Raw genomic sequence first — 23,100 nt, forward strand, 5'->3', positions numbered from 1 at the left:
GCCGGCGCTGAGGCGCAGGCCGGGCGCCGGGGGCGGTGGGCCGGATCATTCCGCACCTGCCGTGGTGACGCGCCTGCTGCCGACCGTGACCGGTTCCGTGGTCGTGATTCCGTGCGCGGTGCCCCACAAGGAGTAGCCGAGGGCGATCAGGGCGATGCCGTTCGGGAAGGCCAGCAGCCGGTAGAACCCGTCCGGCAGCACGGAGAGCACGACGGTGACGACACCACCGACCGCAAGGAGCGCGGCCGCCCAGCGGGCCAGAACGCCCGCCCGGTAGAGCGCGATGCCGAAGATGAGCCCGCCGGCCAGGAATGTGATGTTCTGGACCTGGAGGGCGGTCTGCAGCGCCCCGATGTCACCGGTGGCGGTGCCGCCGATGACCACGGCGATGACGTCGTCGACGTAGGAGGGGTCGGTCCCGGCGATGGTGGGCAGGACGTACGCCAAGGCGAACGTGGTGGCCATGATCAGCAGGTAGCCGGTGCCGAGCACCAGGTAGCCGAGAAGTCCGAGGAGACCGTTGCGGCGGACCTGGCTCAGGTACATGCCGGTGATACCGGCCAGCGCCAGCGCGGCCATCAGCACCTTCAGGGAGTTCCGCACGGCCAGTTCGGTCGTGGTGATGGAGCCGGCGTCCAGGTGCGGATGGTTGATCTGGACGCCGATGAAGATCAGGCCGGCGACGGTCGCGGCGATGCCGGCGGCCCGGGTGAGAGTGGTGGGCGTGATGGTCATGTCCGGCGCCTTCCTCCGGTGGTCCGTGGCGGGTGCCGCGGGATGTCCGGAACGTAGGGCGCGATGTGGTGACCGGGCGTCACCACATGTGGTGACCAACGATGTGACTCCGTACAGCAGGCCGAGCTCATGGCCGCGGCGGACGGCGGCGGAGCGGCGCCCCGTGCGTGATCCGCTCATTGCGCAGGCGCCGGATGACGGCCCGCGCCGGCTCGCATGTGCCCGGCACCGCCCACAACACCCAGGTGATGTAGACGGCCTGGAACGGGAGGCGGAGCCAGTTGTTCCCGCCCCCCAGCCCCTCGATCTGGGCGCCTGCGACGGCGGCGTGGACGTTCGCGGGGAAGACCGCGACCAGGTAGGCCACCAGCAGCAGCGCGACGTGGCGCCGCCACCCGCGGGGCACCACGAGCCCGGCGCCGAGCAGTACCTCGATCACCCCGGTGGCGGCGATCACGGCCTCGGGTGCGGGGACGAACTCCGGAAGCAGCGGGATGAACGACGCGGGCGCGGCGAAATGGCTCACCCCGGCGAACACCATGGCCAGCGCCATGGCCAGCCGGGCGGCGGCGCGGGGCGCTCGACGGCCGTCACGCGTGGGGACGAGCATTGCGACGAGGAAGCCGGCGACGAGGACAGCGAGGAGAACCATGATGGAGTTCCTCTGGACGGGGCCGGTTCGTGCCGGCCTGACGATGTGGGCGTCTTCGGGCAGTGCGCGGCCGGCGACGACCGTGCCGTAGACGTCCTGTAGGGATGATCAGCAGTGCGGCGTGGGGCGGGGCGTCACGGCTCCTCGCTCCCGGTAGCGGCCGAGGACTCCCTCAGCCGGGTGAGCGCGTCGTCCCAGGCGACCGGCAGGGTCGATCCGTCGGCCTCCCACGTGGTGAACCGCGTCGGACCCATGTGGGGGCGGAGCTTGTCCATCACGGCGTTGTGCGGCATCCGTCTCACGAACTCGCCAGAACGCGCTCATCGGTCCACGCTGACAAGGCCCAGAAGGTCTTGGCGAAGGGCTGGGCCCGCAGGCTCCAGCCGACCAGCCCGTCGGCGCGCTCCAGCTGGCGGACCACCGACACGGTCAGGCCCATGAACAACGGGACCTTCGCGATTTGACAGCAACGGCAGGCGGCTGGCCATGACCAGGCAGTCGGAGCCGGGCTCGGGCGTCAGCTTGCGGCGCCAGGGATGATGAGCATCTCAGACCTCCGGTCGGGAATGGGCCGGGCGGATGGTGCTGCGCGACGGCCGGGCCGGATGCTCGAACCGCAGCCGCAGGACGAGCCGGTGAACCGCCCTCACCGCCGTCGATCCCGACTCCTGTCGGTCGAGACGATGATCTCCACGGAGATCAGGGTGAGGCCGAGGTCTCGGACTCCTCTGAGCAGCCCGTGCAGCGCAGCCTGGTCGGCGACGGCGCCGCTGAGGCTCGTGGTGCCGTCGCTGTGGTGGGCCAGGGTGAGGCCGTCGAACCAGGCGGACCAGTGGTCGTCGAGGTGCCCGTCGACCCGAAGCCGGTAGCCGGCGGGCACCCGTGGTCGGGGGGCCCGGGTCATGATCCGACCGCCGCCGACGACCTGGTGGTTCTGCTGCGACGGCGGATGAGGTACTCGGCGACCGCGAGGTTGATGGCCGACCCCGCGCCCAACGTGGGGATCAGGATGAGGGCGATCAGCGCGACCGGCACCCACCCGGCCGACCGGCCCGCCCGGGTGGGGCGGGCCGGGACCGGGATCGTCACGCCGCTGGGGTCGGGTTGAGCCGCGGGGTGGCCGGGCTGGGCACGGGCCGGGTGGCGACGGAGCGCTGCTCGCGCCACAGCGAGTATCCGAGGCCGATCAGAGCGACGCCGACGGGGATGGCGAACAGCCGCTGGCTGATCATCGGAAGCAGGGGGATGGTGGCAGTGGCGAGGGCGGCGACGGCGAGGAGCGCGGCTGCCCATCGGGCGAGGATGCCGGCGCGGAACAGGGCGATGCCGAAGAGAAGGCCGCCGCCGATGTAGCCGGCGCCGGCGACACCGCTCAGCGTCTGGAACAGGCCGATGTCACCGGTCGCGGTGCCGCCGGTGGCCACGGCGAGGACGTCGTTGACGTAGCCGGGCTCGCCGAGCGCCAGGGCAGGCAGCACGCACACCGCTATGACCTGGACGGTCAGGAGGGCGAGGAGGCCGGTGCTGAACAGGAGGTATCCGAGCAGGCCGAGCACGCCGGTCTGCTTCACCTGCCGCAGGTACATGCCGGTGATGCCGGCGAGCGACAGGGCGGCGAAGAGGATCTTGGCGGTCTGGCGGACCGCGTACTCGGCGGTGTTGACGACGGTGACGTCCAGGTGGGGGTGGTTGATCTGGACGCCGACGTAGAGCAGGCCCGCCGCGACGGCGGCCAGGCCGGCCGCCCGGGTGAGCGTGGTGGTGGTGACGGTCATGTCGGGCTCCTCGGTTCCAGGTGTCCGCGGCGGGCGCTGCGGGACGATCCGAAGCTAGGAGCAGGTGGGGTGACCCGGCGTCACACGACGATGTGACGGCCTGGATGAGATCCGGGTGGTGAGATCCCGCCGACTACAGCAGGCCGCGGTCGCGGGCGCTGCGGACCGCCGCTCGGCGGGTGGTGACCTCGAGCTTGGTGAAGATGTGCTTGGTGTGGGTGCGTAGCGTGTTGTGCGAGACGTACAGGTCGCGAGCGATCTGCGGTCCGCTCAGCTCACCGGCGAGCAGCCGGAGCACCTGGATCTCGCGCTCGGTCAGCGGGCCGGCCTGGCCGGCGGCGGGGGCCACGGCATCGAAGGATGCACCGAGGCTGAGCAGGCGACGTGCGTGGTCGCCTCCGACGTCGTGCTGCTCGGCGTCGCGCAGCAGCGCCGTCATGGGGGCGCCCTCGTCCAGGAACAGCCGCGCGTAGGCCTCCGGTTCGGGAGCCTCGGAGAACACCCGGTCGAGCGCTTCGTGGGCCCGCGGCCGGTGTCCCTGCGCGTCGTGCGCGAGGGCCTGCAGCATGCGGATCTCGACGCGGCTACCGGCGCGTCCGGACGTCCCGGCGGCGTCGAGCAGCCGGTCCAGCAGACCGACCGCCTCGTCCATCGCGCCTGTGTCCTGGTTCGTCCGGTGTCGCGCGATGAGCAGACGCACCATCGTGAGGTGGTCGAACTCGCGGAGATGGGCGACGTCGTCGGTGGCGAACACGCCTCGGTCACGGGCCCAGCCGGTGACGTCAGCCAGCTCTCCCTGTGCGATCCGGACCCGGGCCTTCATCGCCGCGACCGGACGCACCTCCGGCAGGACACCTCGTAGGTAGAGCTGCTCCGCCCGGTCCAGGAGGTCGAACCCCCGATCCAGGTCGCCCTCGGTGGCGGCGACCCGACCCATCGCCACGAACCACCGGTAGCGGAGGTGGGGCGTCGACGCATGCTCGCCGAGCGCCGCGGCCGTCTCCAGGTGTTCCTTCGCACTCCGGAGGTCTCCGGCCTCGCGGTCGAGCTCGCTGAGCCCCACATGGAGATCGGCGGTGCCCTGTGGCACGGGATCACCCTGCGCCGCGGCCAGTCCACGTCGGTAGAGCTGACGCGCCTTGCTTGGTCGACCCGCTGCAAGCCACATGTCGGCGAGCACGACCGTGCTGCTGAGCTCGTCGACCAGGTTGCCGGCCGCGTGCAGGCTCGCCACGGCGTGGGTGAACATCGGCAGGGCGCCCGACACGTCTCCCGCCGCCCACGCCGCCAGCCCGAGGAACCCGGCCGCACCGCCCCGCGCGAGATGGTCGTCCGGGCCAGCCAGGTCGAGGGCGATCCGGGCTTGTTGCGTCGTGCCCGGCACATCCCCCCGGGCCTGTGCGAGCCCGGCCCGGTGGATCGCGATCGTGGCCAGCAGCGTGCGGAGCTCCTCGCTCTCGGCCGAAAGCCCATCCGACACGCCGGCCACCGCACGTTCGGCCCCGTCGAACCAGGGCTCGGCGGCGTCGAGCTCGCCGGAGACCATGAGCCTCCACCCGGCGACGACGCTGAGCAGCGGGCTGCGGCGGACGGCGTCGTCGGGCAGTGCCTTCAGCCAATCGATCAGCAGCCCGTCCTGCCGGTTGCGTCGGACCGTCGGCACGGCCAGCTCCATGAGGTGCACCGCACGATCGACGTCGCGGGCGATCAATGCGTGTCGGACCGCGTCCTCGGCCAAGTCGTGGAGCTCGTACCAGCGGCTGGCGCGCTGGTGGAGCACCGGAACCTGCTCGGGCTGCTCGCTGAGCAGGCGCGCCCGCAACACGTCGGCGAACAGGTGGTGGTAGCGGTACCACTGCCGCCGATCGTCGAGGGGGACGAGGAACAGGTTGGCGCGCTCCAGGGCAACGAGCATGTCGCTCCCGTCGCCGCCGCCGGTAACTGCATCACAGAGCGGGCCCGTGATCCGGTCGAGAACCGCGGAGTGCAGCAGGAATTCTCGAACCGCGTCGGACTGTTGCGACAGCACCTCCTCGGCCAGGTAGTCGACGATGTACCGGTCGTTCCCTGCGAACCGGGCGACGAAGCCGCCGACGTCCACGCGCCCCCGGAGCGAGAGCGCAGCGAGCTGCAGTGCGGCGATCCACCCCTCCGTGCGCTCCCCCAATGCTCCGACGTCCACCGCGTCGAGCCCCAATCCCGCCGCTTCGTTGAGGTACTCAGCGGTCTCGTCCGAGGTGAATCGCAGGTCCGCAGCACGGATCTCGACAAGCTCACCGCAGCCCCGCCACCGCGCTAGCGGCAGATCGGGATCCGCACGGGTACTGATCACCACGTGCACGTGTCGCGGAAGGTGCTCCAGCAGGAATGCCATCCCGCCATCAACATCGCGGTTGTCGACCAGGTGGTAGTCGTCGAGCACCAGCCACACCTCGCCCGGTACCGCAGCGAGTTCGTTCACCACCATGGTCAGCACGAGCTCGGTGTGCAGCGGGGAGGATGCGAGGAGCGCCGGCGCACCCGAGCCGACGCCGGGCACCGCCGCGTGGAGCGCGGTCACGACGTAGGTCCAGAACGACGCGGGCTCGCTGTCCGCCGGATCGAGCGAGACCCACGCCACGCAGCGGTCCCCGCCGTCCCCCAGCCACGCCGCGAGCAGCGTCGTCTTACCGAACCCGGCCGGCGCGGACACCAGCGTCAACCGCGACTCGGCTCCGCGACGCAGGAGCTCACTCAGCCTCGGGCGCGTCACCAGCCCGCGCCGCGACGTCGGGACGAACAGCTTGGTCGCGATCACCGGCCGTGCCATGGGATCCCCATTCCACAGCGCGCCCGACCCGTGCCCGAGATGCGTGCCGTCGACGACAATTCTGCACTACGCGAGATCGAGCTGTGCGAACTCGCCGCGTGACGTGTCGCCTATCGTGGTGAACCAGTTCCGGAGGCGGAACGCGACTGAGCGGGGAGGTTCAGCACTTCGCTGCGGCCCGTCCGACGTGTCGCCCCTGTCGCGGGCGAGAAGTCCACCTCGTGCCCGAGCCCACGACCCGGACCCACTACATCTACCGCCCCGTTGCGGCTGGACCTGGCCGCCGAGCCGACCGCGGCGATCTGCGTCCGAACCGCCTCGCGAGCCCCAGCGGCAGCAGGCTCGCGCCGGACGTTGTGGTCGGGTCGTGGTCCATGCGTGGCCACCGTGTGGTTGAGAGCGGCGGGCGGACGCAGACCGTCGACGGTCCGCTCTCCCACCCAGCCCGCGATCAGGGACGCGCTGTCGCGGGCCGCGGCGGCCTGGTGCGCCCGGCCGCGGTCCTGGTGCCACGCCGCGATCTCCCGGACCAGCGACGACACCGCCAAGGCCAGCGCCAACGACGCCGCACCCGGCTCGTCGACCGGACCTTGCCCGCGCCGCTGACGTAGCAGGTGCCGCGCGACCCGACGCAACCCAGCCGCGAGGTCCCCCTCCTGGACGCGCACTCCTCGTGGAACGCGCGCGGCACGATCGAACATGTCGGCCGCGGATTCCAACTCTCCCGACCACCCCCGAAGTGCGGCCACCACCGTCCCGGTGGCCTGCACGATCCCGTCCGCGTCCTCCCCCGCCCTGCCGCGACGCGCTGATCCGACCGCCGCCCGCGCCACCTGCACACGCCGCCGCGCCCCGCTCGACGACACCGACGCGCCGGACCCACGTGCCGCCGACTCCCACGCCTGCGTCAGCCGCGGCAGGGACAGGTCGGGCGCGAGCTTGCTGCCGCTGTAGAACACCGGCTCCCCCGCCACCGTCAGGTCACCGGGCCGGGCCACCTTGTACCCCAGCGGATCCCCCGACGGGGCGCGCCGCACCTCCACCCGATACCCACCGGCCCCCAGGGCGGCGACGAAACCGGTAAGGCCACCAGCCGTCACCGACGCCGCCCGCACTGCCCGGGCGAGCTCGACGCTCGCCGGCTCCTGGCCCTGCCGGCGCGCCTTCTCGATCTCACCCCGCCCCGGCGCCCGCGCCGCGGTCCCGTCCGCCCTCGCCGTGACCACCAGCCCCAAGCGCCGTTCGATCTGCTGGCCCGTGGTTCGCAACCGCGGGTAGTCGTGCGAGGGCCAGAACCGCCGGCACGTGTCCTGCCGCACCAGCACCACCGCGATGTGGACGGTCATCGGCGTGGCGGATCGCCAGCCACCGCGGACCACCCGCATCGCCCCGCGGCGCGACCCCGGACCCATCGAGCAGCTCCCGCGCGACCTGCGCCCACTCCGCGTCGGACACCACCCGGTCCCCGTCCGCAACCCGCGCCGAGCAGTGCCACACGTAACCGCGCCGGCCCTGGTCGTCGGACTCGCCCAGTCCGGCGGCGATCGCCGGGGCGCGCAGCGCCCGAATCATCGGGCCCAACTCCAGATCGAACTCACCGACACCTGCCTGCGCCGGCTGCCACGCTGCGTCCCGCCCGTCCCAACTGGCGATCACCCGCGGCCGCACGTGTTCCTGCGCCCGACCCGGCCCCATCAAGTACGAGACGAGCCCACCGACCCGCCACCCGTGCACGACCTTCGTGATCACCGGCGCGCCTCGAACTCCGCCGCCGCCACCTCGACCACGGCCTCCAGCCGGACCAGCAGCGCGTCCAGCCGCCCGTCCTCGACGGCACCGGCGCGCTGCACCGCCACCACGTCGGCGTGCAGCCTCAGCAGATCCGGAAGCGCCCACACCGAGCCGCTTCCCTGCTCCGCGGTGTCGAGGACCGTCTGCCCGATCCATGCCCCCACCGCGAGCCCCGCGGACGCCGCCCGCTCCCGCACCACCGCGAGCTCGGCGTCGCTGAAACGGACCACCACCTGCTTCAGACGCGGCACGCCCGACCGCACCCGACGCCGAACTGCTCGCTCCACGCTCGATACGGCACCAGAGCGCCGCTACTGCACCGTGGTCACCAGTACCTGCACATCATCGCCGCACAGTCGGCCCTGGAAACAGCAGGTCACGGCATCGCTCGAGCTCAGAACCGAACCCGAGGAACGCCCCCGTTCCGCCCTGACCACGCTCCTGACCCGGCCGGAAGCATCGCTTCCGGCATATCTCGCTCTGCCCTGACTGCCTGTAGCCGTCCCACTCAGGCCGTCGGAAGCGGACCCAACCTCGATTTCACCGCGGTGGGACTGCCCAGACTTCGGTTGACCGTGGTTCGGTAGGTGGGTCAGGCCGCGTGGGCGGTGTTGAGCAGTGCCCCGCCCGCCACGTCACCGTCCGGGCGGTCCTGACCGACAACGGAGCCTGCCACCGCTCACACCTGTGGCGCGAGGCCTGCGCCGAGCTCGAGATCCGCCACCGCCGCACCCGCCCCTACCGCCCGCAGACCAACGGCAAGGTCGAACGGTTCCACCGGACCCTGGTCGAGGGGTGGGCGTTCCGCCGGCTCTACACGAGCGAAACCCACCGCCGCAAAGCCCTACCCGGCTGGATTCACGAGTACAACCATCACCGACCCCACACCGCCTGCGGCGGACACCCACCGATCACCAGGTTGACCAACCTGTCCGATCAGTACAGCTAGCGGCGACTGCAATTGATCCACTGCACGGCGAACGCGGCGGCCACGATGCCTATGACGAGGCCGTAGGCGAGAAGGATGATCACGACGCCGACCACAGACGGCGCCAGGATGAGCGCCCCTACGGCTCCGGAGGCGACAAGAACGGTCATGGAGATTCCGAAGGCGAGAAGAACTCGCTGCTGACATCTGTTCATACGACAACCGTAATCGCGGGGCGACATCGGCAGATCCGGTTCTACCCCTTGCGTTCTTCGTCCACACGAGGGCCACCCCCTCCGACCTCACTTTGTTACAGGGGAAAAGTCCGGTAGCCGCGTCGCCTGCCCGGGTTGGTCCAGGACCAGCACCACCCGTGCGAGCTCCACCACGCCCCGACCGCGGCGGCGCGCTCGTCTCGGCGATGTCGAGCAGCTCGTCGACGCGCTCGCGCACGGCGGGCCAGTCCTCGGGCTGAATGCTCGATCCCAAAGCAAGCGCCGAGTTCGGCGTGCTGATCTTGCGGTCAGCGAGCAGCACGGCGCTCGTCTGTGCAGCATGCGGCGGCACCTGGAGAGCGGATCGCCGGGTGCGGTCGCGGTGACTGTGGATGGCCTGCTTGCGACGACCTCGAGCGGCGTACGCCCCGGCCCGGCGTCGCACCTGAACTCGCTCGGCGAACCAGGCCTGCAGAAGCTGCGTACCCAGCGTCTCTCACTCGAGTGCCTGGCGCTTCGTGCACTAGGCGTCGATGGTCGCCCTACTGCGATTCCGCCGCTTCGACTTCTCCTCAGTGATCAAGGTGGGCAGCTCAGCCGAAGCCGACTCGGGCTGATCAGCAGCCGCGTTGTCGCGGTTCTCGTAGGCTGTCAACACGGCCGAGGGCAGCCGTCCGCGCTCCCACACCGAGAAGCCGTTCTGCATCGCCCAGGCCCTGATGATCGCGTTCTTCTCCTTCGACTTGCCTGTAGCGTTCGAGTTCGCACGATGGGACCTCTTCTGAGCCGACCTCCCACCAGCACGGCGTGCCGCGCGGACAAAGGGGGCGAACAGATCTCGCAGTTCAGAGGCGTGCTCAGCGCTAAGATCGATCTCGAACTGCCGGCCGTCGATCCCGAACGACACCGTCTCGTCTGCCTCAGTGCCATCCAAGTCATCAACGAGAGTTTCCACCAGGTGCTTCGCCATGGATACCTCCCTTCGATTGTTGTCCGACTACCTTACTCTGCAGAATGTCAACCTGACGAGACGAATGACAATCGCCAGGCACACTCAGAACGGCGATCGTGGGCAGCGGAGCTACAGCTCGCTCGGTCGAGAAGGCAGCTTCGTTACACATCCCGCTAGATCATGACCAGTCAAAGTTGTGCCACGACGGCAGCGATCACGGACGTTCCTTGAACTGCCAGCGAGGAGCGCTGTGGTCGGGCATCCTCCGGTCATGCAGGAGCAGCAGACGTTGACGAGTACGATCTAGGCGGCCCCGGATCGGGACGTGCCCGGGCTACATCGTTCCCTGCTGGACCAGGTCGCGACGGTCGCAGCGCGGGTCGCGGTAGACAACCTGTCGCTGGTGCTCGAAGGGACTGCGCCATGGAAACGGGCACCGCAGGCACGTCAAACCCTGAGCATGGTCGAGGACGTCGACGAGCCCTGACGGGCCTACACAGGCTGCCCGGCGGCGAGGTCGCCCGCCCGCACGTCGAGGCGAAGCCGGCGGAACAGCATTCCGTGCCACAGGCGTCAGCTCGTACGGTTGCCCACGCGCGTGAGCAGCTCATCCCGACCTACCTCCGCAGCCTGGCCAGCGCGCGCGACACCGCCGGCAGGCTCAGCCCCATGCGCGCCGTCGCCCTGGTCACGCTGCGCTCCTTCAGGGGGCGCGTCCAGGGACACCAGCAGATTCGTGTCCAGTCGCGTCAGGTCCACACCCCACTACCGACCCTGTCGATAGATGGCGGTCAGGACCGGCAAGCCGTGCTCCCCGCACGTGTCAGCGATCTGCCGCACCATGCTGTTGAAGTCCGTTGACGTGGTCGGTGCGTGGTCAGAACGTGGTCGTGAGCCGTCACCGCCGGCCCTGTGGGCGCTCCCGGGCCCGCCGCAGCCACCCCCTACGGCCGCAGATCCGCGCGGTCGGACCGTGGTCGGCGTGCTCGGGACGGGGTAGATGGTCGAACTGGCGCCCGGGGTGCGGCGCTTGCCCTTGCGCACGACCAGCTCGCCGTCGGCGCGGCGGCGGACGGTGATCGGCTCCCGCACGCCGCGGTCGGCGATCGAGCGCAGGAAAGGCTAGTCGAGCGCGACCTCGCGGCGCACGCTCCGTGGTCGTCCGTCTGCAACGCTGCCTATCGCTGACTGGTACGTGGGCCTGCTCCGTGTGCGCCCGCGCGACCGAGCGAGAACAGGTGCGCGGCGGGAGGGGAGATCCGGAGGTGATCAGAAGCTGTGCTCAGTCCACGGTGCGAGGCTCGCAGACCCACGACATCCACCGGGAACCGTGGGGAGGCTGACCGCCCTCGATCATGCGGCTGGCACTCATGACCCGGCCCACCCGCGACGGCACAGAATGAGTCGGGAGGAGGTGAGGCATGGCTGCGCCGGTCCGGGTACTGATCGTCGACGACCAGGAACCGTTCCGCCTGGCCGCGGCGGAGGTGGTGGGCGCGACCGAATCGTTCGTTGTGGTCGGCATGGAGGCGACCGGTGAGGGTTGTCTGGCCGCGGTGCCGGTGCTGCGTCCCGATCTCGTGCTGATGGATGTCAATCTGCCCGGCATCGACGGCATCGAGGCGGCGCGGCAGCTGACGTCGTCCGCGGATGCCCCGGCGGTCGTGCTGGTGTCGAGCTACGACGAGGACACGTTCGGCGGTCAGCTGGCCGGCTGCGGGGCGGTCGCCTACATCAGCAAGTCGGTCTTCGGCTCCGAGGGGCTCGCTGCGGTGTGGGCGCTCGCCACGGGGATCGCCGCGCGCACCTCGGACGGCCCGCCCGGTGCCCCGCTGACGACGACCTGACCGCCGAGTGCCTCGACACGGTCGACGAGGCGCAACTCGGAGTCGTCCTCGCCGGAGCGGTGCCCGCGGACGACGACGTGCAGCCGGTCGTCGACAGCGTCCAGGGTCAGCTCGGCGCCCGGCGCCATCCCGCGCACGGCCTCGATGCAGCAGAAGTACGCCGCGATCTCCACCCCGGTGCTGAACCGCCGCTCCCCGATCCCGTCACCGACGACCACGGCCGTCGACTGCCCGACCGAGGACTCGAGCGCGGCGGCCAGCCCGCGGCGGGCGAGCAAGGGCGGGAGGACGCCGCCGGTGATCGTGCGCAGCGTCTCGATGCTGCGGGTGGTGAGTTCCTCCTGTTGCTGCAGGCGGTGCGCGACGTCGACCGGGTCGTCCAGCACGCGCGAGGCGAGCCGGCCGAGCCGGGCCGGAAGCGGTTCGAGATGGCCGACGACCTCGCGCCGGATCGCGGCAGCGACCCGGTCGCGTTCGGTGTTCGCGGCGTGGACCAGCCGTCTGCGGGACGCAGTCAGCTCCTCGCGGTACCGGTGCAGGGCCGCCGCCTTGGCCTGCAGCGCCGCGGTGAGCGCGATGTTGCGGAATGCGAGACCCGCCTGCCCGGCGAACTCCTCCAGCAGGCGGCGCTGCGAGCTGGTCAGCTGCCGCCCCGGCGTCATGGCCAGCCCGATCTCACCGAGCACCTCGCCCTGGTGGCGCACCGGTATCGACATGCCCGGCGCCACCCCGGGCCCGTCCGGCCAGGTCTCGGTGAGGTCGACCGCGCCGGGCACGGCCACCGTGACCACGACGCGCGCCGCTCCGGCCACCTGCGCGCATCCCTGCGCGACCAGACCCAGCAGCCGGGGGTCGGAGGGGGCGCCGGCCAGCCTGCGGGTGAACTCGGCAAGGCTGTCGTACGGGGCCGCGCGGGTGCCGTGCACGACCCGGTCGGCGAGCTGGTCCACCCGGCGCCGCAGCGGCTGGAACGCGAGCGCGACCAGCACGAAGGCGAGCAGGGACGAACCCACCGCCGCCCCTCCGAGGAGCGTGCCGATCACGACGACCACGGCGACGTAGCCCGCGGTGACGAACGCTGCCATCACCCCCAGCCGCACCGCGCTGCCGATGATCACGTCGATGTCGTAGAGGCGGTAGCGCAGGACCGCGATGCCCGTGGCCGCCGGCACCGCGAGGTAGCCGAGGTAGAGCAGGATCTCGGCGTACCAGAGCTCGGCCGTGTCGCCCCCACGTGCGATGTTCACCCCGACGGTGACGACGACGGCCACGGCCAGGAACACCGCCGCCCCGGCGATCCAGCGCAGCTGGCGGCGCTCCGCGTCCCGCGCGCGGCGCAGCCGCACGGCCAGCGCGGCCGCCCCGGCGGGCAGCGCGAGGGTGATCCCGAGATCTCCGGTGACACCAAGAATGGTGGCGAGCTGGCCGAGGTCGCCGGGACCGTCGAGCTCGATCCGGCTCGGCGGGGTCAGCAGCACAGCGATCACCGTGAGCCCGTAGCTCGCCGCGAGGAACCACACGACCGGCCGCCAGCGGCGGGAGGGCAGCCGCCCGTCGGGCGCGAGCAGGAGCAGGCCGCCGAGCAGGGCCAGCGCGTACGAGGCGCCGAACAGCGCGCCGGCCCAGAGGGCGAGGTGACCGACGACGGCGGGCGCGTCGAGACCGTGTGCCAGGACGCCGGCACCGAGCGCCTGGGCGGCCAGACCGACGGCGGTCCCGGCCTGCCCGATGCAGAGCAGCCAGCCGATCCGGTGCCGGGGATGCCGACCGACGACCAGCGCGCCGACCACCGCGCCGACCAGTGCCGCCACCGGCACGAACGGGAAGGTCCGGTTCAGCGCCTCGGCCGAGAGCAGCGGCACGCCTGCGAGGACCAGCAGCACGAGCTGGGCGGCCACCCCTGATGCGGTGACCGCGGCCAGCGCCCAGGCCCAGCGCCGCGCGGTCACCCCGGTGCCCTCGACGGCGCTGGGAGCCGGCCCGTGACCCGCGTGCCGCCCCCGGGCACACCGGTCACGGTCAGGGATCCGCCGGCTGTCTCGACGCGGTCGCGCATGTGCTCCAGACCCGACCCGGCCGCGGCCCGGGTGACCGCGAACCCGCACCCGTCGTCGTCGACGGAGAAGGTCAGCTCGTGTGCGGTCTCGGCGAGAGCCACGCTGACGGTCGTGGCGTGGGCGTGCTTCACGGCGTTCTGGACGGCTTCCAGACAGCTGAAGTAGGCGGCGACCTCGACATCGGCAGGGGCGCGGCGGGTGGTGGTGTCGGTGACGTGCACCGGGGTCGGGCTGGTGGCGGTCGCCGCGCGTACCGCGGCGGCCACCCCCGACTCCGCCAGCACGCGCGGGTGGATCCCCTGCGACAGTTCCCCGAGCGTGACGAGCGCTGCGCTCGCGGCGTCCTGCGTCTGGGCGATCAGCTCCGCGGCCCGGCGCGGGTCCCGGCCGGCGACGGTGCGGGCGAGCCGCAGCCGCACGGCGAGAGCGACGAGGTGCTGCTGGGCGCCGTCGTGGATGTCGCGCTCGATGCGCGTGCGGGCGATGTCGGCCGCCGCGACGACCCGCTGCCGCGACGCCCGTAGCTGCTCGGTCCGCTCCCTGCTCTCCTCGATCCGCCTGCGCAACCGCGCGGTGAGGCCGACCGACCGCACCGCGAGGCCCGCCTCGCTGATCAGGTCCGTGACGAGCCGCTGCTCGACCGGGCTGAGACCCCCACCGGCACCCTGGTCCCGCACGATCCGGCCGAGCAGCTCTCCCGCATCGACGACGTCGTGCACCCGGACCCCGGGCGCGGACCGGTCGACGGGATCGGCGTCGACGGGCCAGGCGGCGGCCGGTGCCTCTCCGTCGTCGTCGACGAGCCAGACTTCCACCCGCCGCGCGCCGGTGGCCTCGGCCAGCAGGCGGGCCATCCGCGGGGCCACCTGCTCGGTGGCCACCGCGCCGGCCATCTCGGCGCCGAACGCCGCGAGCCGGTCATACGGCGAGGTCTCCAGCCGACGGCGCAGTGACCGCTGGACCGGTTCCAGGGTGACCGCCACGATGGCGGTGGCCAGGATGGCCAGCGACGTGTCGGGCCGCTCGATGCGCAGCAGCGCGCCGCCCCCGAGCACCACGAGAACGTAGACCGCACCCACGAACACCGCGGTCCCGGCGAGCTCCAGCAACCGGGGACCCGGCGAACCGCCCAGTTCCACGGCGCCATTCTCGCCGCGCCGGGTTCGGGTGCACAGGGGTAGTACCGCACGTGATGGTGGTGCCAGCCTCCCCCGCGGTCAGCGGCGGGGCGGTCGGGCGTCGAGGAACGCGAGCACGGCCAGCACCCGGCGGTTGACGTCGCGCTCCTCGGACAGGCCGAGCTTGCCGAACAGCGCGTTGGTGTGTTTCTCCACCGACCGCTCGCTGACGTGCAGGGTCCGGGCGATAGCGATGTTGTTCTTGCCGGTGGCCATCTCGCCGAGCACCGCGAGCTCGCGTCCGGTCAGCTCGGCCAGCGGCGAGTCGATCTCGGCGGTCCGCCGCGCGACGAGGGTCTCCACGACCTGCGAGTCCAGCGCGGAGCCGCCGTCACTGACCGTCTGCAGCGCCCCGACCAGCTCCTCCACCCGCGCGACCCGCTCCTTGAGCAGGTAGCCGAGCCCGGCGACCCCGTCGGAGAGCAGCGCGACCACGTCCTCGGGTTCGACGAACTGCGACAGCACCACGACACCGGTGTGCGGGTGCCTGGCGCGGATCAGCCGGGCGGCGTCGAGGCCCTCGGTGGTGAACGTCGGCGGCATCCGCATGTCGGTGAGCACGGCGTCGGGCGTGTGCTCGGCGACGGCCGCGAGCAGGCCGTCGGGAGTGTCCGCCACGGCGACGACCTCAACGCCCTCGACCTCCGCGAGCAGCGCCGCGGTGCCCTGGCGGACCAGGAAGTTGTCGTCGGCGAACACGACCCGCAGCGCCATGACGGACACCGTATCCGCGCGGGCGGCTGGCACCCAACACCCGGGGAGCCCGACCGCACTGCGGGGTGCGAGACCCCGCCGCCGTTCGTGGTGCCCGCCGGATGCCGCGGCAACCAGCGCATTCCTAGCGTCGGAGCGCGTCCCCGGTTGCTTCAGGAACCGCACCACCGACGTCCCAGGAGGAGCTATGCCCCGCACCGAGATGAACCGACCGGACGCCACGCACGACCCACAGCACCGGGACACCCGCGCCCGGCGACGGCCGGTCGCAACGTTCGTACTGATCGCACTTGCCATCGGATGGCCCGCCCTCACCGTCCCTGTCGTGACGGGCCTGCCCGATGTGCCGTTCCTCCTCGTCCTGCTCTTCGTCGCACTGCTGGGACCGGCGCTTCTGGTCACCCGCTGGGCGGACGGTCCGGGGGCGGCCCGCCGGCTGCTCTCCCGCGTGCTCGTCTGGCGCTTCGGCCTCGGCCGCTGGGCCGTCGTCCTGCTCGGCATGCCGGCACTCACCCTGGCACTCGCGGTCGCGTCCGGGACGCTGGGCAGCCCCGACGGCGGCTGGATGGTCGAGGCGGGCTGGTACCTGCTCAACACGCTCGTCATCGGTGCGCTGCTGGCCAACTTGTGGGAGGAGACCGCCTGGGGCGGATTCGCCCAGACCCGGCTGATGGCCCGCCATGGCCTGGCTGTGGGATCACTGCTCACCGCCCTGCCGTTCGCCGCCATCCACGTGCCGATGCAGTTCGGCAGCGACAAGACGTGGTCGCAGATCTGGGTCGGGCTGCTGGTCCTGTTCGCGACGGCCCCCATCTACCGCTACCTGCTCGGCATGCACCTGCTCGACACCCGCGGCAGCATCCTCGCCATCGGCGTCCAGCACGCGGCCTGGAACGCGGCCGGCAATCTCGACGCCGTCGACGGCGAGTGGCAGGTCGTCACCGCCGCCGTCCTGTTGACCGTGCTCGTCGCCGCCGGCCGGCGGGTCTGGCACCCGGAGTCCCGCCCATGGGGGCGCGAGGCCGAGAAGGCCGCGGCAGCCACCTGGACCGACGGGTTCAGCCGGCGCACCGGCACCACGGAGCAGTCATGATCGAGATCCGGAACCTGACCAGGACCTACGGCCCGACGACTGCCGTCGACGACCTGAGCGTCACCGTCCGCCCCGGTGTCGTCACCGGATTCCTGGGCCCGAACGGGGCCGGCAAATCCACCACGATGCGCGTGACCGTGGGGCTGACCCGCCCGACCAGCGGGGAGGTGGTGGTCAACGGGCATCGCTACGACCGGCACGCCGCACCGTTGCACGAGGTGGGCGCGCTGCTCGACGCCCACGCCGTGCATCCCGGCCGGTCCGCCCGCGCCCACCTGCGAGCGCTGGCCGCGACCCACGGGATCGGGCCGCGCCGGGTCGACGAGGTGCTCGACACGGTCGGCCTCACCGACGTGGCCGGGCAACGGGCCGGCGGGTTCTCCCTGGGCATGGGGCAGCGGCTGGGGATCGCCGCCGCGCTGCTCGGGGACCCACAGGTCGTCCTGCTCGACGAGCCGGTCAACGGCCTGGACCCCGACGGCATCCGCTGGATCCGCGCCCTGCTGCGCGGGCTCGCGGCGGAGGGACGCACGGTGTTCGTCTCCTCGCACCTGATGAGCGAGATGGCCCTGACCGCCGACCACCTGGTCATCCTCGGCCAGGGGCGGCTGCTCGCCGACATGTCACTGGCCGAGCTGACCGCGTCCGCATCGGGGCAGGTGCTCGTGCGCAGCCCGCAGGCCGACGAGCTGTCGCGGCTCCTGTCCGCCGACGGCGTCACGATCACGGACACAGGGACCGGCGGGCTGTCGGTCACCGGCCGCACCGCCGAGGAGATAGCGCGGGTCGCGCTCTCCTTCCGGATCCTGCTCACCGAACTCACCCCCGTCCACGCCTCACTCGAGGACGCCTACCACGCCATGACCCAGCACGACGTCCGCTACCGCGCCACCAGCCCCGGGAGGGCCGCCGCATGAGCACCACCAGCGCCGCCACGACCACCGCGGCGACGACCGAACCCGAGGTGCGGGTCACCCGCCGCCGCGTGGTCTCCTCGGAGTGGATCAAGCTTCGCAGCCTGCGGTCCACCTTCTGGGCGGTGCTCGCCGTCATGGTGTCCCTGCTCGGGATGGGCGCGTTCACCGCGATCGGCATCGTCGTGCAGCACAGCCCCCCGGGCAGCGAGGCCATCGCCGCCGACCCGACCGGCGGCGCGCTGAGCGGGTTCGCGCTCGCCCAGCTCGCGGTGATCGCGCTCGGTGTGCTGGTGGTGAGCGGGGAGTACCGCACGAGGACGATCCTGCCCTCGGTCACCGCCGTACCCGCCCGGCTGCCGCTGGTATGGGCCAAGGCGGCCGTAGCCGGCGCGGTCACCACCGCCCTGAGCGCCGCCACACTGCTGGCGACCTTCTTCGTGGCCCGCGCCGTGGTCGCCGCCGACGGTCTCACGATCTCCCTCACCTCGCCCGGCGTGGCCCGAGCGGTACTCGGGGGAGCCCTCGCCCTCGGCGTCACCGCGGTGCTGGCCACCGCCTTCGGCTGGCTTCTGCGCAGCACCGCGGGCGCGGTCTCGGCGCTGGTGGCGCTGCTCCACCTCGTCCCCAGCATCGGGACGCTGCTCCCCGAGACCGTGGCCGCGGCGGTCCTGCCCTACCTGCCCGGCAACGCCGGGAACGCGGTCCTGCAGATCACCCCCGCCAACGGCGGCCTGGGCCCCTGGACCGGCCTCGCCGTCTACACCGCCTGGGCCGCACTCGGTCTCGGCGCCGCCGCACTCGTCCTCATCCGCCGGGACGCCTGAGCCCCGGACCGTCACCGCAGGAAGGACAGCACCATGACCACCCGCGAACGCATCGTCGACGGTTCGCTCGTCGACCAGCACACGATCGCCCGATCGCTGGCACTGCACCTGCTGCCGGGGATCGCCACGGCGACGCTGTTCTTCGCCCTCGCCCCCGTCGTCATAGGGGCGGGCTACCCCGCGATCGCCGCGGGCGTCCTGGCCGCGGCGGTGGCGGTCGTCGCCGCCGAGCTGGGGTGGCTGCTGCGCGAGGCCCACCGCAGGACCGGCCGCTGGTCGCTCACCTCGGTGCTGCCCTACCGGCCCGGCCCCTTCACCTGGCGCAAGGCCCTCCTGGTCCTCGGCCTGCTCGCGTGGGGCCTGCTCGGCGCGCCGATGCTCGTCGGCGACCTGAAACCACTGCTCATCGAGACGGTGTTCGCCCGGGTGCCGGGCTGGGCGATCAACCCCCTCCCGGCCGACATCGCCGACACCGCGACCGGGACCGCCATGGTACTCACGGCGGTCGGCTACGCACTGATCCTGGTCGTGCTCGGACCACTGGTCGAGGAGCTCTACTTCCGCGGCTACCTGCTTCCCCGCCTGGCCCGGTTCGCCGGGTGGGCCCCGCTGCTCAACGTGAGCCTCTTCGCGGTCTACCACCTGTGGAAGCCCTGGGACGTCGTCACCGTCGCCACCGTGCTCCTGCCGACGGTCTACGCCGTCTGGTGGACCCGCGACATCCGGATCGGCATCGCCGTGCACGTCGGGCTCAACGGGCTCGGGTTCCTGCTCAACGTCGCACCCACCCTCCTCGCGGGCTGACCGTCCGCTCACCCCGCGCCGCCCGGAAGGACGAGATGATGACGACGACGATTCCGCGCTCGACCCGGCTCCGCACGGGCGGACTCTGGTGGCTCGCGCTCACCGCCGCGGCGATCGCGGTGTTCGCCCCGCTCCGCTACCTACCGACTCCCTGCCCGGCCTTGCCGAGGGCGGCAACCAGCTCGCGGCCAACTACGCGGACCGACCGGAGTGGGCGCAGCTGACGTTCTACGCACACGTGGTCGGCGGCGGCCTCGCGCTGCTGCTGTCGACGGTGCAGCTCGCCGAGCGCGTGCGGGTCCGCGCCCCACGGCTGCACCGCACGGTCGGCCGGGTCGTGCTGGTGTGCATCGCCGTCGGCGGCGTCGGCGGACTCGTACTAGCGCCCATGAGCCTGGCCGGCCCCGTCGGCACGGCCGGGTTCGGCACGCTCGCGATCCTGTGGGTCGGCTTCGCCGCACTGGGGTTGCGGGCGATCCGCCGCGGCGACATCGCCGTCCACCGCCGCTGGATGGTCCGGACGTTCGCCCTGACCTACGCGGCGGTGACGCTGCGCCTGTGGCTGGCCGTCCTGGTGCCCGCATTGGGAGGCGACTTCCTCGCCGCATACACGATCGTGCCCTTCCTGTGCTGGATACCCAACCTCATCGTCGCCGAGATGCTGCTGCGCGCCGAGCGAGGCTCCGCGCCGTTCGCGCCGCCGTTCTCACGACGCGCGCAAACTAGACCCACCTTGGGATCGCGGAGGCTGTGGTTCAGATCATCGGCGTTGCAAAGTCAATCGGCGTCGAGGTCGAGGTCGAGGATCCGCGGGTCGATGTCGAGGGCCTTGCTGCAGCCGCCGGACCTCCGGCCTGCGCGGACTGGTCTGGCGGAACAGCCAGTCGAGCCGGTGAGCGTGAGACCCTCGCCGAGCTGTCGGTACCGGCCGGCTCCGACGACGACCTCGCCGGGCGATCCACGATGTTGGCCTACCGGACGCGCGACGCGCTTCTGCACGTCCACCCGGCCCTGGAGCGCCTGCCGGGGCCTCGCCTCGATCGCGGCGGGATCCAGGACCTACTCGCGGCCGCGCCGACTCCGGCCGCGCTGCGCGAGCTCGGCGCCCATGGCATCGCCGCGGTCATGCGACCGCGCTCGCCGCGCCTGGCGACCCTGCCAGCACAGATCCTGGCCGTCCTCGACACCCCGACACACGTCGTCGCGGGCACCGCCGCGTTCGCCCGTGTCATCAGTGGAGTCGCCGCGCAGCTGCGTGACGTCCACGCCGAATGAGGCGATCTGGCGCTGAGCACCCGCTCAACCTGCGCTACCCGCCACTGCGGGCACACCGATGGAGCGACGGGTGGCGGTGTGGTTGCGGCGCTCAGCTCCGGCTCAGGTTCAGCACAGCTGGGGCACAGGCAGCAGCACCACACTCTTCGCCGGAGGTGCCATTGTGGGGCTCGGGAGAGTGTCCCGGTCGGCGGTCGTATGCGAGGACGACACCGGCCTGGCTGTGGCACTGCGGGCAGTGCTGAACGCACATGACGTCCGCATCCTGGCCTTGCTGGACCGCGCCGCGCTCCTGGCCGCCGCGGTGCGCGAGTACGACCCGGACGTCGTGGTGATCGACGCCGCGCTGCTCGTGACGCGCGGCGTGGACCTGCTCACCGAGCTGCATGCTTCGACGTCGGCCGCCCTGGTGGTGCTGTGCCCCTCCGGCCTCGAGCTCTCCGGGTTCCCCAGAACCACGGACGTGGTGCCGGCCGACGACCTCGCCGCACTGCACCGCCTGCTCGAGCGGCCGTTCTCACGACCGGGCAGCGGCGGGGATCGGCAGCGCGAGCTCGAAGGCGCGGCCCGTGTGGACGAGGTCGCCGCCGTGGGCGCGAGCGACCCCGCGTGCGATGGGTAGTCCGAGACCCGAACCGCCCTTGTCGTCGAGGCTCGCGAACCGCTCGAAGATGCGGTCCCGGTCCGCCAGGGGCACCCCGGGTCCGTCGTCGCCGACGGAGATCCGCACCGCGCCCGCCTCGGCCCGCACCTCCACCACGATCTCCTCCCTGGCGTGCCGGCGCGCGTTGTCGAGCAGGTTCGACAGCGCCTCCCGCACCCCCTCCTCGTCGATCTCGACGAGCGGTAGGTCGACATCTCCCCGGAGCGTGAACCGCAGGTGCGGGGCGAACGGTTCGGCGCGCTCCACCTCTTTGCGGCAGATCGCCTCGACGTCGGTGGGCGTGCGGGTCGGCGGACCACCGCGGTCGAGCCGCGCGACCCGCAGCAGCGCCGCGAGCAGCTTGCGGGTGCGCCCGGTCTCGCGCACGAGCGTGGTGAGGAGCCGGTCGCGGTCCTCGGCGTCGTCGGCGCGGAACATCGACTCGACGGTCGTGCGCATGCGGGTCACGGGGGTGCGCAGCTGGTGCGCGGCGTCGGCGAGGAACCGCCGCGACCGCTCGTCGGACTCTTCGGCCCGCCGGACGGCGGCCTCCAGCGAATCGAGCATCCGGTCGTAGGCCGCCGCGACCCGGCCGAGTTCCGTGTGCGGCCGGTCCGGGCGCAGGCGCAGCCCGGACGACCCGGTGGCGGTGCGCTCGGCCGTGTCCACCACGAGCCCGAGCGGGGCGAGCGCCATCCTGCTGACCCAGCGCAGCAGCACGAACGCGACCACGATCGCGGCGAGGGTGCCCAACAGCTCGAGGAGGAGCAGCTGCCGCAGCGTCGCGTCCACGCCCGCCCGCGAGGCGTAGACGGTCAGGCTCTCCCCGTCCGGCAGTACGACGTTGCGCTCGACTCGGGGCAGGGTCAGCGCGGTCGGGGGCACGTACTGCCCGACGCGGGGCGTCACGGGCGCCGCCTCGTACAGCTCCCCGGACGGGCTCCGGACCGAGGCCGGGATGCCGAGCTCGGTCAGCGCCCCGGGGAGCTGCTGCGGCGGCAACTGAGCGGCGAGCCGCTCCGCGACCCCCAGTCGGGTGTCGAGCACCTCGTCCAGAGCCACCTCGAGGTGGGCGTCCAGGGTCACGTAGAGGAAGGCGTCGATGGCGAGGAGCACGGTCACGAGGACCGCGGTGCTGGCGAGCGCCACCCGCCTGCGGAGCGACGGTGTGCGCATCAGGGCCTCAGCACGTAACCCACACCGCGCACGGTGTGGACGAGTCGTGGACCGTTGGCCTCCAGCTTGCGCCGCAGCCCGCTCATCGCCACCTCGACGACGTTGGGGTCGTAGTCCTCGAAGCCCCACACGTCGGCGAGCAGCTGCCCCTTGGACAGGACGCGCCCGGCGCTGCGGCCGAGCGCGCTGAGCAGATCGAACTCGACCTTGGTCAGGATCAGGTCCGCGTCGCCCCGGTGGGCCCGACGCGCGGCCTCGTCCACGGTCAGGTCGGCCACCGTCCAGGATCCGCTGTCGAGGCGTCCGGAACGGCGCAGGAGCGCCCGGACCCTGGCCAGCAGCTCGGCCATCGCGAACGGCTTGGTGACGTAGTCCTCGGCGCCGGCGTCGAAACCGGCCAGCCGGTCCTCAACCGCGTCGGCCGCGGTCAGGAAGATGATCGGGAGGTCGCGGTCGGCACGCAGGCGCCTGGCGACGGCCAATCCGCTCGGGCCGTGCCCGAGCCGGACGTCGAGGACGGCGAGGTCGGGCGCGAACTCGGCGACGAGGGAGTCGGGGAACAGGCCGTCGGCGCACGCCCGGACGGTGTAGCCCTCGGCGACGAGCGCTCCGGTGAGGGCATCCCGGACGGCCGAGTCGTCCTCGACGACCAAAAGCCTCGGTGTGACGTCCTGCTTCACGCGCCGCTCCTTTCGGACCAGTCGGGCTAGGCCGG

23 protein-coding genes and 2 pseudogenes are annotated in these 23,100 nt (G+C 72.1%); 9 read left to right on the forward strand and 16 right to left on the reverse strand.

Annotated elements, in window-relative coordinates; translation table 11 throughout:
• Window positions 1–45: 45 nt before the first annotated feature.
• From HOP40_RS27245 to HOP40_RS27285, 9 genes are all read right to left on the reverse strand, one after another.
• Window positions 46–735 (reverse strand): hypothetical protein, encoded by a 690-nt coding sequence (locus HOP40_RS27245; protein ID WP_205346939.1) that lies wholly within the window; start codon window positions 733–735, stop codon window positions 46–48.
• 127 nt (window positions 736–862) lie between these two features.
• Entirely contained in the window at window positions 863–1,387 is a 525-nt protein-coding gene (locus HOP40_RS27250; protein ID WP_172163862.1) for a DoxX family protein, read from the reverse strand.
• 134 nt (window positions 1,388–1,521) lie between these two features.
• The gene (locus tag HOP40_RS27255) at window positions 1,522–1,680 is read right to left on the reverse strand and encodes a hypothetical protein (RefSeq protein WP_172163865.1); all 159 of its coding nucleotides are present in this window, start codon (window positions 1,678–1,680) and stop codon (window positions 1,522–1,524) included.
• Between the two features lie 5 nt (window positions 1,681–1,685).
• Entirely contained in the window at window positions 1,686–1,826 is a 141-nt protein-coding gene (locus tag HOP40_RS27260; RefSeq protein ID WP_172163868.1) for a hypothetical protein, read from the reverse strand.
• 207 nt (window positions 1,827–2,033) lie between these two features.
• Window positions 2,034–2,291 carry a hypothetical protein gene (locus HOP40_RS27265; RefSeq protein WP_172163871.1) on the reverse strand — a complete coding sequence of 86 codons (258 nt, stop codon included), beginning with the start codon at window positions 2,289–2,291 and terminating at the stop codon, window positions 2,034–2,036.
• Between the two features lie 181 nt (window positions 2,292–2,472).
• Entirely contained in the window at window positions 2,473–3,162 is a 690-nt protein-coding gene (locus HOP40_RS27270) for a hypothetical protein (protein WP_172163874.1), read from the reverse strand.
• A 133-nt stretch (window positions 3,163–3,295) separates the two neighbouring features.
• Entirely contained in the window at window positions 3,296–5,959 is a 2,664-nt protein-coding gene (locus HOP40_RS27275; RefSeq protein ID WP_240157301.1) for a winged helix-turn-helix domain-containing protein, read from the reverse strand.
• Window positions 5,960–6,081: 122 nt separating this feature from the next.
• Window positions 6,082–7,317 carry a hypothetical protein gene (locus HOP40_RS27280; protein ID WP_172163880.1) on the reverse strand — a complete coding sequence of 412 codons (1,236 nt, stop codon included), beginning with the start codon at window positions 7,315–7,317 and terminating at the stop codon, window positions 6,082–6,084.
• A 399-nt stretch (window positions 7,318–7,716) separates the two neighbouring features.
• Window positions 7,717–8,013, reverse strand: coding sequence for a hypothetical protein (locus HOP40_RS27285; protein WP_172163884.1), 297 nt, complete (start codon window positions 8,011–8,013; stop codon window positions 7,717–7,719).
• Window positions 8,014–8,396: 383 nt separating this feature from the next.
• On the opposite strand from HOP40_RS27285, the pseudogene HOP40_RS27290 reads away from it, so the two are divergent.
• A pseudogene (locus HOP40_RS27290) lies at window positions 8,397–8,711 on the forward strand (integrase core domain-containing protein); the annotation flags it as partial.
• Here HOP40_RS27290 and HOP40_RS27295 read toward each other — a convergent pair.
• Complete coding sequence (locus HOP40_RS27295; protein WP_172163887.1) at window positions 8,708–8,860, reverse strand: hypothetical protein; 153 nt, start codon at window positions 8,858–8,860, stop codon at window positions 8,708–8,710. The pseudogene HOP40_RS27290 and the gene HOP40_RS27295 overlap by 4 nt on opposite strands.
• A gap of 568 nt (window positions 8,861–9,428) precedes the next feature.
• Window positions 9,429–9,875, reverse strand: coding sequence for a histone-like nucleoid-structuring protein Lsr2 (locus HOP40_RS27300; RefSeq protein WP_172163890.1), 447 nt, complete (start codon window positions 9,873–9,875; stop codon window positions 9,429–9,431).
• Window positions 9,876–11,278: 1,403 nt separating this feature from the next.
• Between HOP40_RS27300 and HOP40_RS27305 the strand changes: the two genes are divergently transcribed.
• Window positions 11,279–11,704 carry a response regulator gene (locus HOP40_RS27305; protein ID WP_172163893.1) on the forward strand — a complete coding sequence of 142 codons (426 nt, stop codon included), beginning with the start codon at window positions 11,279–11,281 and terminating at the stop codon, window positions 11,702–11,704.
• Here the strand turns inward: HOP40_RS27305 and HOP40_RS27310 are convergent.
• The 3 genes from HOP40_RS27310 to HOP40_RS27320 all read right to left on the reverse strand — a co-directional run bounded on the left by HOP40_RS27310 (window position 11,587) and on the right by HOP40_RS27320 (window position 15,653).
• Window positions 11,587–13,653: a GAF domain-containing sensor histidine kinase gene (locus HOP40_RS27310; protein WP_172163896.1), complete on the reverse strand. Its 2,067-nt coding sequence runs from the start codon at window positions 13,651–13,653 to the stop codon at window positions 11,587–11,589. The two genes, HOP40_RS27305 and HOP40_RS27310, sit on opposite strands and share 118 nt — an antisense overlap.
• The gene (locus HOP40_RS27315; RefSeq protein ID WP_172163899.1) at window positions 13,650–14,900 is read right to left on the reverse strand and encodes a sensor histidine kinase; all 1,251 of its coding nucleotides are present in this window, start codon (window positions 14,898–14,900) and stop codon (window positions 13,650–13,652) included. Before HOP40_RS27315 ends, HOP40_RS27310 begins: the two co-directional genes overlap by 4 nt.
• 78 nt (window positions 14,901–14,978) lie before the next feature.
• Window positions 14,979–15,653, reverse strand: a complete 675-nt coding sequence (locus HOP40_RS27320; protein WP_172163902.1) for a response regulator transcription factor — start codon at window positions 15,651–15,653, stop codon at window positions 14,979–14,981.
• Between the two features lie 325 nt (window positions 15,654–15,978).
• Here HOP40_RS27320 and HOP40_RS27325 point away from each other — a divergent pair, with 325 nt between their 5' ends.
• From HOP40_RS27325 to HOP40_RS27350, 7 genes and pseudogenes are all read left to right on the forward strand, one after another.
• Window positions 15,979–16,746: a CPBP family intramembrane glutamic endopeptidase gene (locus HOP40_RS27325; RefSeq protein WP_205346940.1), complete on the forward strand. Its 768-nt coding sequence runs from the start codon at window positions 15,979–15,981 to the stop codon at window positions 16,744–16,746.
• Window positions 16,743–17,663, forward strand: coding sequence for an ATP-binding cassette domain-containing protein (locus HOP40_RS27330; RefSeq protein ID WP_172163905.1), 921 nt, complete (start codon window positions 16,743–16,745; stop codon window positions 17,661–17,663). The genes HOP40_RS27325 and HOP40_RS27330 overlap by 4 nt, the downstream gene beginning before the upstream one ends.
• Window positions 17,660–18,487: an ABC transporter permease gene (locus tag HOP40_RS27335; protein WP_172163908.1), complete on the forward strand. Its 828-nt coding sequence runs from the start codon at window positions 17,660–17,662 to the stop codon at window positions 18,485–18,487. The genes HOP40_RS27330 and HOP40_RS27335 overlap by 4 nt, the downstream gene beginning before the upstream one ends.
• Before the next feature lie 33 nt (window positions 18,488–18,520).
• A complete protein-coding gene (locus tag HOP40_RS27340) occupies window positions 18,521–19,291 on the forward strand; it encodes a CPBP family intramembrane glutamic endopeptidase (RefSeq protein ID WP_172163911.1) in 771 nt (256 codons plus the stop codon).
• A gap of 238 nt (window positions 19,292–19,529) precedes the next feature.
• Window positions 19,530–19,943 (forward strand): annotated as a pseudogene (locus HOP40_RS36865) (DUF2306 domain-containing protein); the annotation flags it as partial.
• Between the two features lie 98 nt (window positions 19,944–20,041).
• Complete coding sequence (locus tag HOP40_RS36130) at window positions 20,042–20,566, forward strand: hypothetical protein (RefSeq protein ID WP_240157302.1); 525 nt, start codon at window positions 20,042–20,044, stop codon at window positions 20,564–20,566.
• Window positions 20,567–20,636: 70 nt separating this feature from the next.
• Window positions 20,637–21,188: an ANTAR domain-containing protein gene (locus HOP40_RS27350; RefSeq protein WP_172163914.1), complete on the forward strand. Its 552-nt coding sequence runs from the start codon at window positions 20,637–20,639 to the stop codon at window positions 21,186–21,188.
• On the opposite strand, the gene HOP40_RS27355 is transcribed toward HOP40_RS27350, so the two are convergent.
• Complete coding sequence (locus HOP40_RS27355; RefSeq protein ID WP_172163917.1) at window positions 21,084–22,385, reverse strand: HAMP domain-containing sensor histidine kinase; 1,302 nt, start codon at window positions 22,383–22,385, stop codon at window positions 21,084–21,086. The two genes, HOP40_RS27350 and HOP40_RS27355, sit on opposite strands and share 105 nt — an antisense overlap.
• Window positions 22,385–23,065 (reverse strand): response regulator transcription factor, encoded by a 681-nt coding sequence (locus HOP40_RS27360; RefSeq protein ID WP_172163920.1) that lies wholly within the window; start codon window positions 23,063–23,065, stop codon window positions 22,385–22,387. Before HOP40_RS27360 ends, HOP40_RS27355 begins: the two co-directional genes overlap by 1 nt.
• Window positions 23,066–23,100 lie beyond the last annotated feature (35 nt).

It is taken from the genome of Pseudonocardia broussonetiae (genome assembly GCF_013155125.1).
Classification (GTDB): domain Bacteria; phylum Actinomycetota; class Actinomycetes; order Mycobacteriales; family Pseudonocardiaceae; genus Pseudonocardia; species Pseudonocardia broussonetiae.

Bases quoted from the DNA above. Each gene is read 5' to 3' on its own strand.
- HOP40_RS27320 (WP_172163902.1), bottom strand. From the start codon at position 15,653: ATGGCGCTGCGGGTCGTGTTCGCCGACGACAACTTCCTGGTCCGCCAG.
- HOP40_RS27305 (WP_172163893.1), top strand. From the start codon at position 11,279: ATGGCTGCGCCGGTCCGGGTACTGATCGTCGACGACCAGGAACCGTTC.
- HOP40_RS27245 (WP_205346939.1), bottom strand. From the start codon at position 735: ATGACCATCACGCCCACCACTCTCACCCGGGCCGCCGGCATCGCCGCG.
- HOP40_RS27270 (WP_172163874.1), bottom strand. From the start codon at position 3,162: ATGACCGTCACCACCACCACGCTCACCCGGGCGGCCGGCCTGGCCGCC.
- HOP40_RS27300 (WP_172163890.1), bottom strand. From the start codon at position 9,875: ATGGCGAAGCACCTGGTGGAAACTCTCGTTGATGACTTGGATGGCACT.
- HOP40_RS27260 (WP_172163868.1), bottom strand. From the start codon at position 1,826: ATGGGCCTGACCGTGTCGGTGGTCCGCCAGCTGGAGCGCGCCGACGGG.
- HOP40_RS27280 (WP_172163880.1), bottom strand. From the start codon at position 7,317: ATGACCGTCCACATCGCGGTGGTGCTGGTGCGGCAGGACACGTGCCGG.
- HOP40_RS27255 (WP_172163865.1), bottom strand. From the start codon at position 1,680: ATGCCGCACAACGCCGTGATGGACAAGCTCCGCCCCCACATGGGTCCG.
- HOP40_RS27330 (WP_172163905.1), top strand. From the start codon at position 16,743: ATGATCGAGATCCGGAACCTGACCAGGACCTACGGCCCGACGACTGCC.
- HOP40_RS27340 (WP_172163911.1), top strand. From the start codon at position 18,521: ATGACCACCCGCGAACGCATCGTCGACGGTTCGCTCGTCGACCAGCAC.
- HOP40_RS27250 (WP_172163862.1), bottom strand. From the start codon at position 1,387: ATGGTTCTCCTCGCTGTCCTCGTCGCCGGCTTCCTCGTCGCAATGCTC.
- HOP40_RS27265 (WP_172163871.1), bottom strand. From the start codon at position 2,291: ATGACCCGGGCCCCCCGACCACGGGTGCCCGCCGGCTACCGGCTTCGG.
- HOP40_RS27295 (WP_172163887.1), bottom strand. From the start codon at position 8,860: ATGACCGTTCTTGTCGCCTCCGGAGCCGTAGGGGCGCTCATCCTGGCG.
- HOP40_RS27355 (WP_172163917.1), bottom strand. From the start codon at position 22,385: ATGCGCACACCGTCGCTCCGCAGGCGGGTGGCGCTCGCCAGCACCGCG.
- HOP40_RS27335 (WP_172163908.1), top strand. From the start codon at position 17,660: ATGAGCACCACCAGCGCCGCCACGACCACCGCGGCGACGACCGAACCC.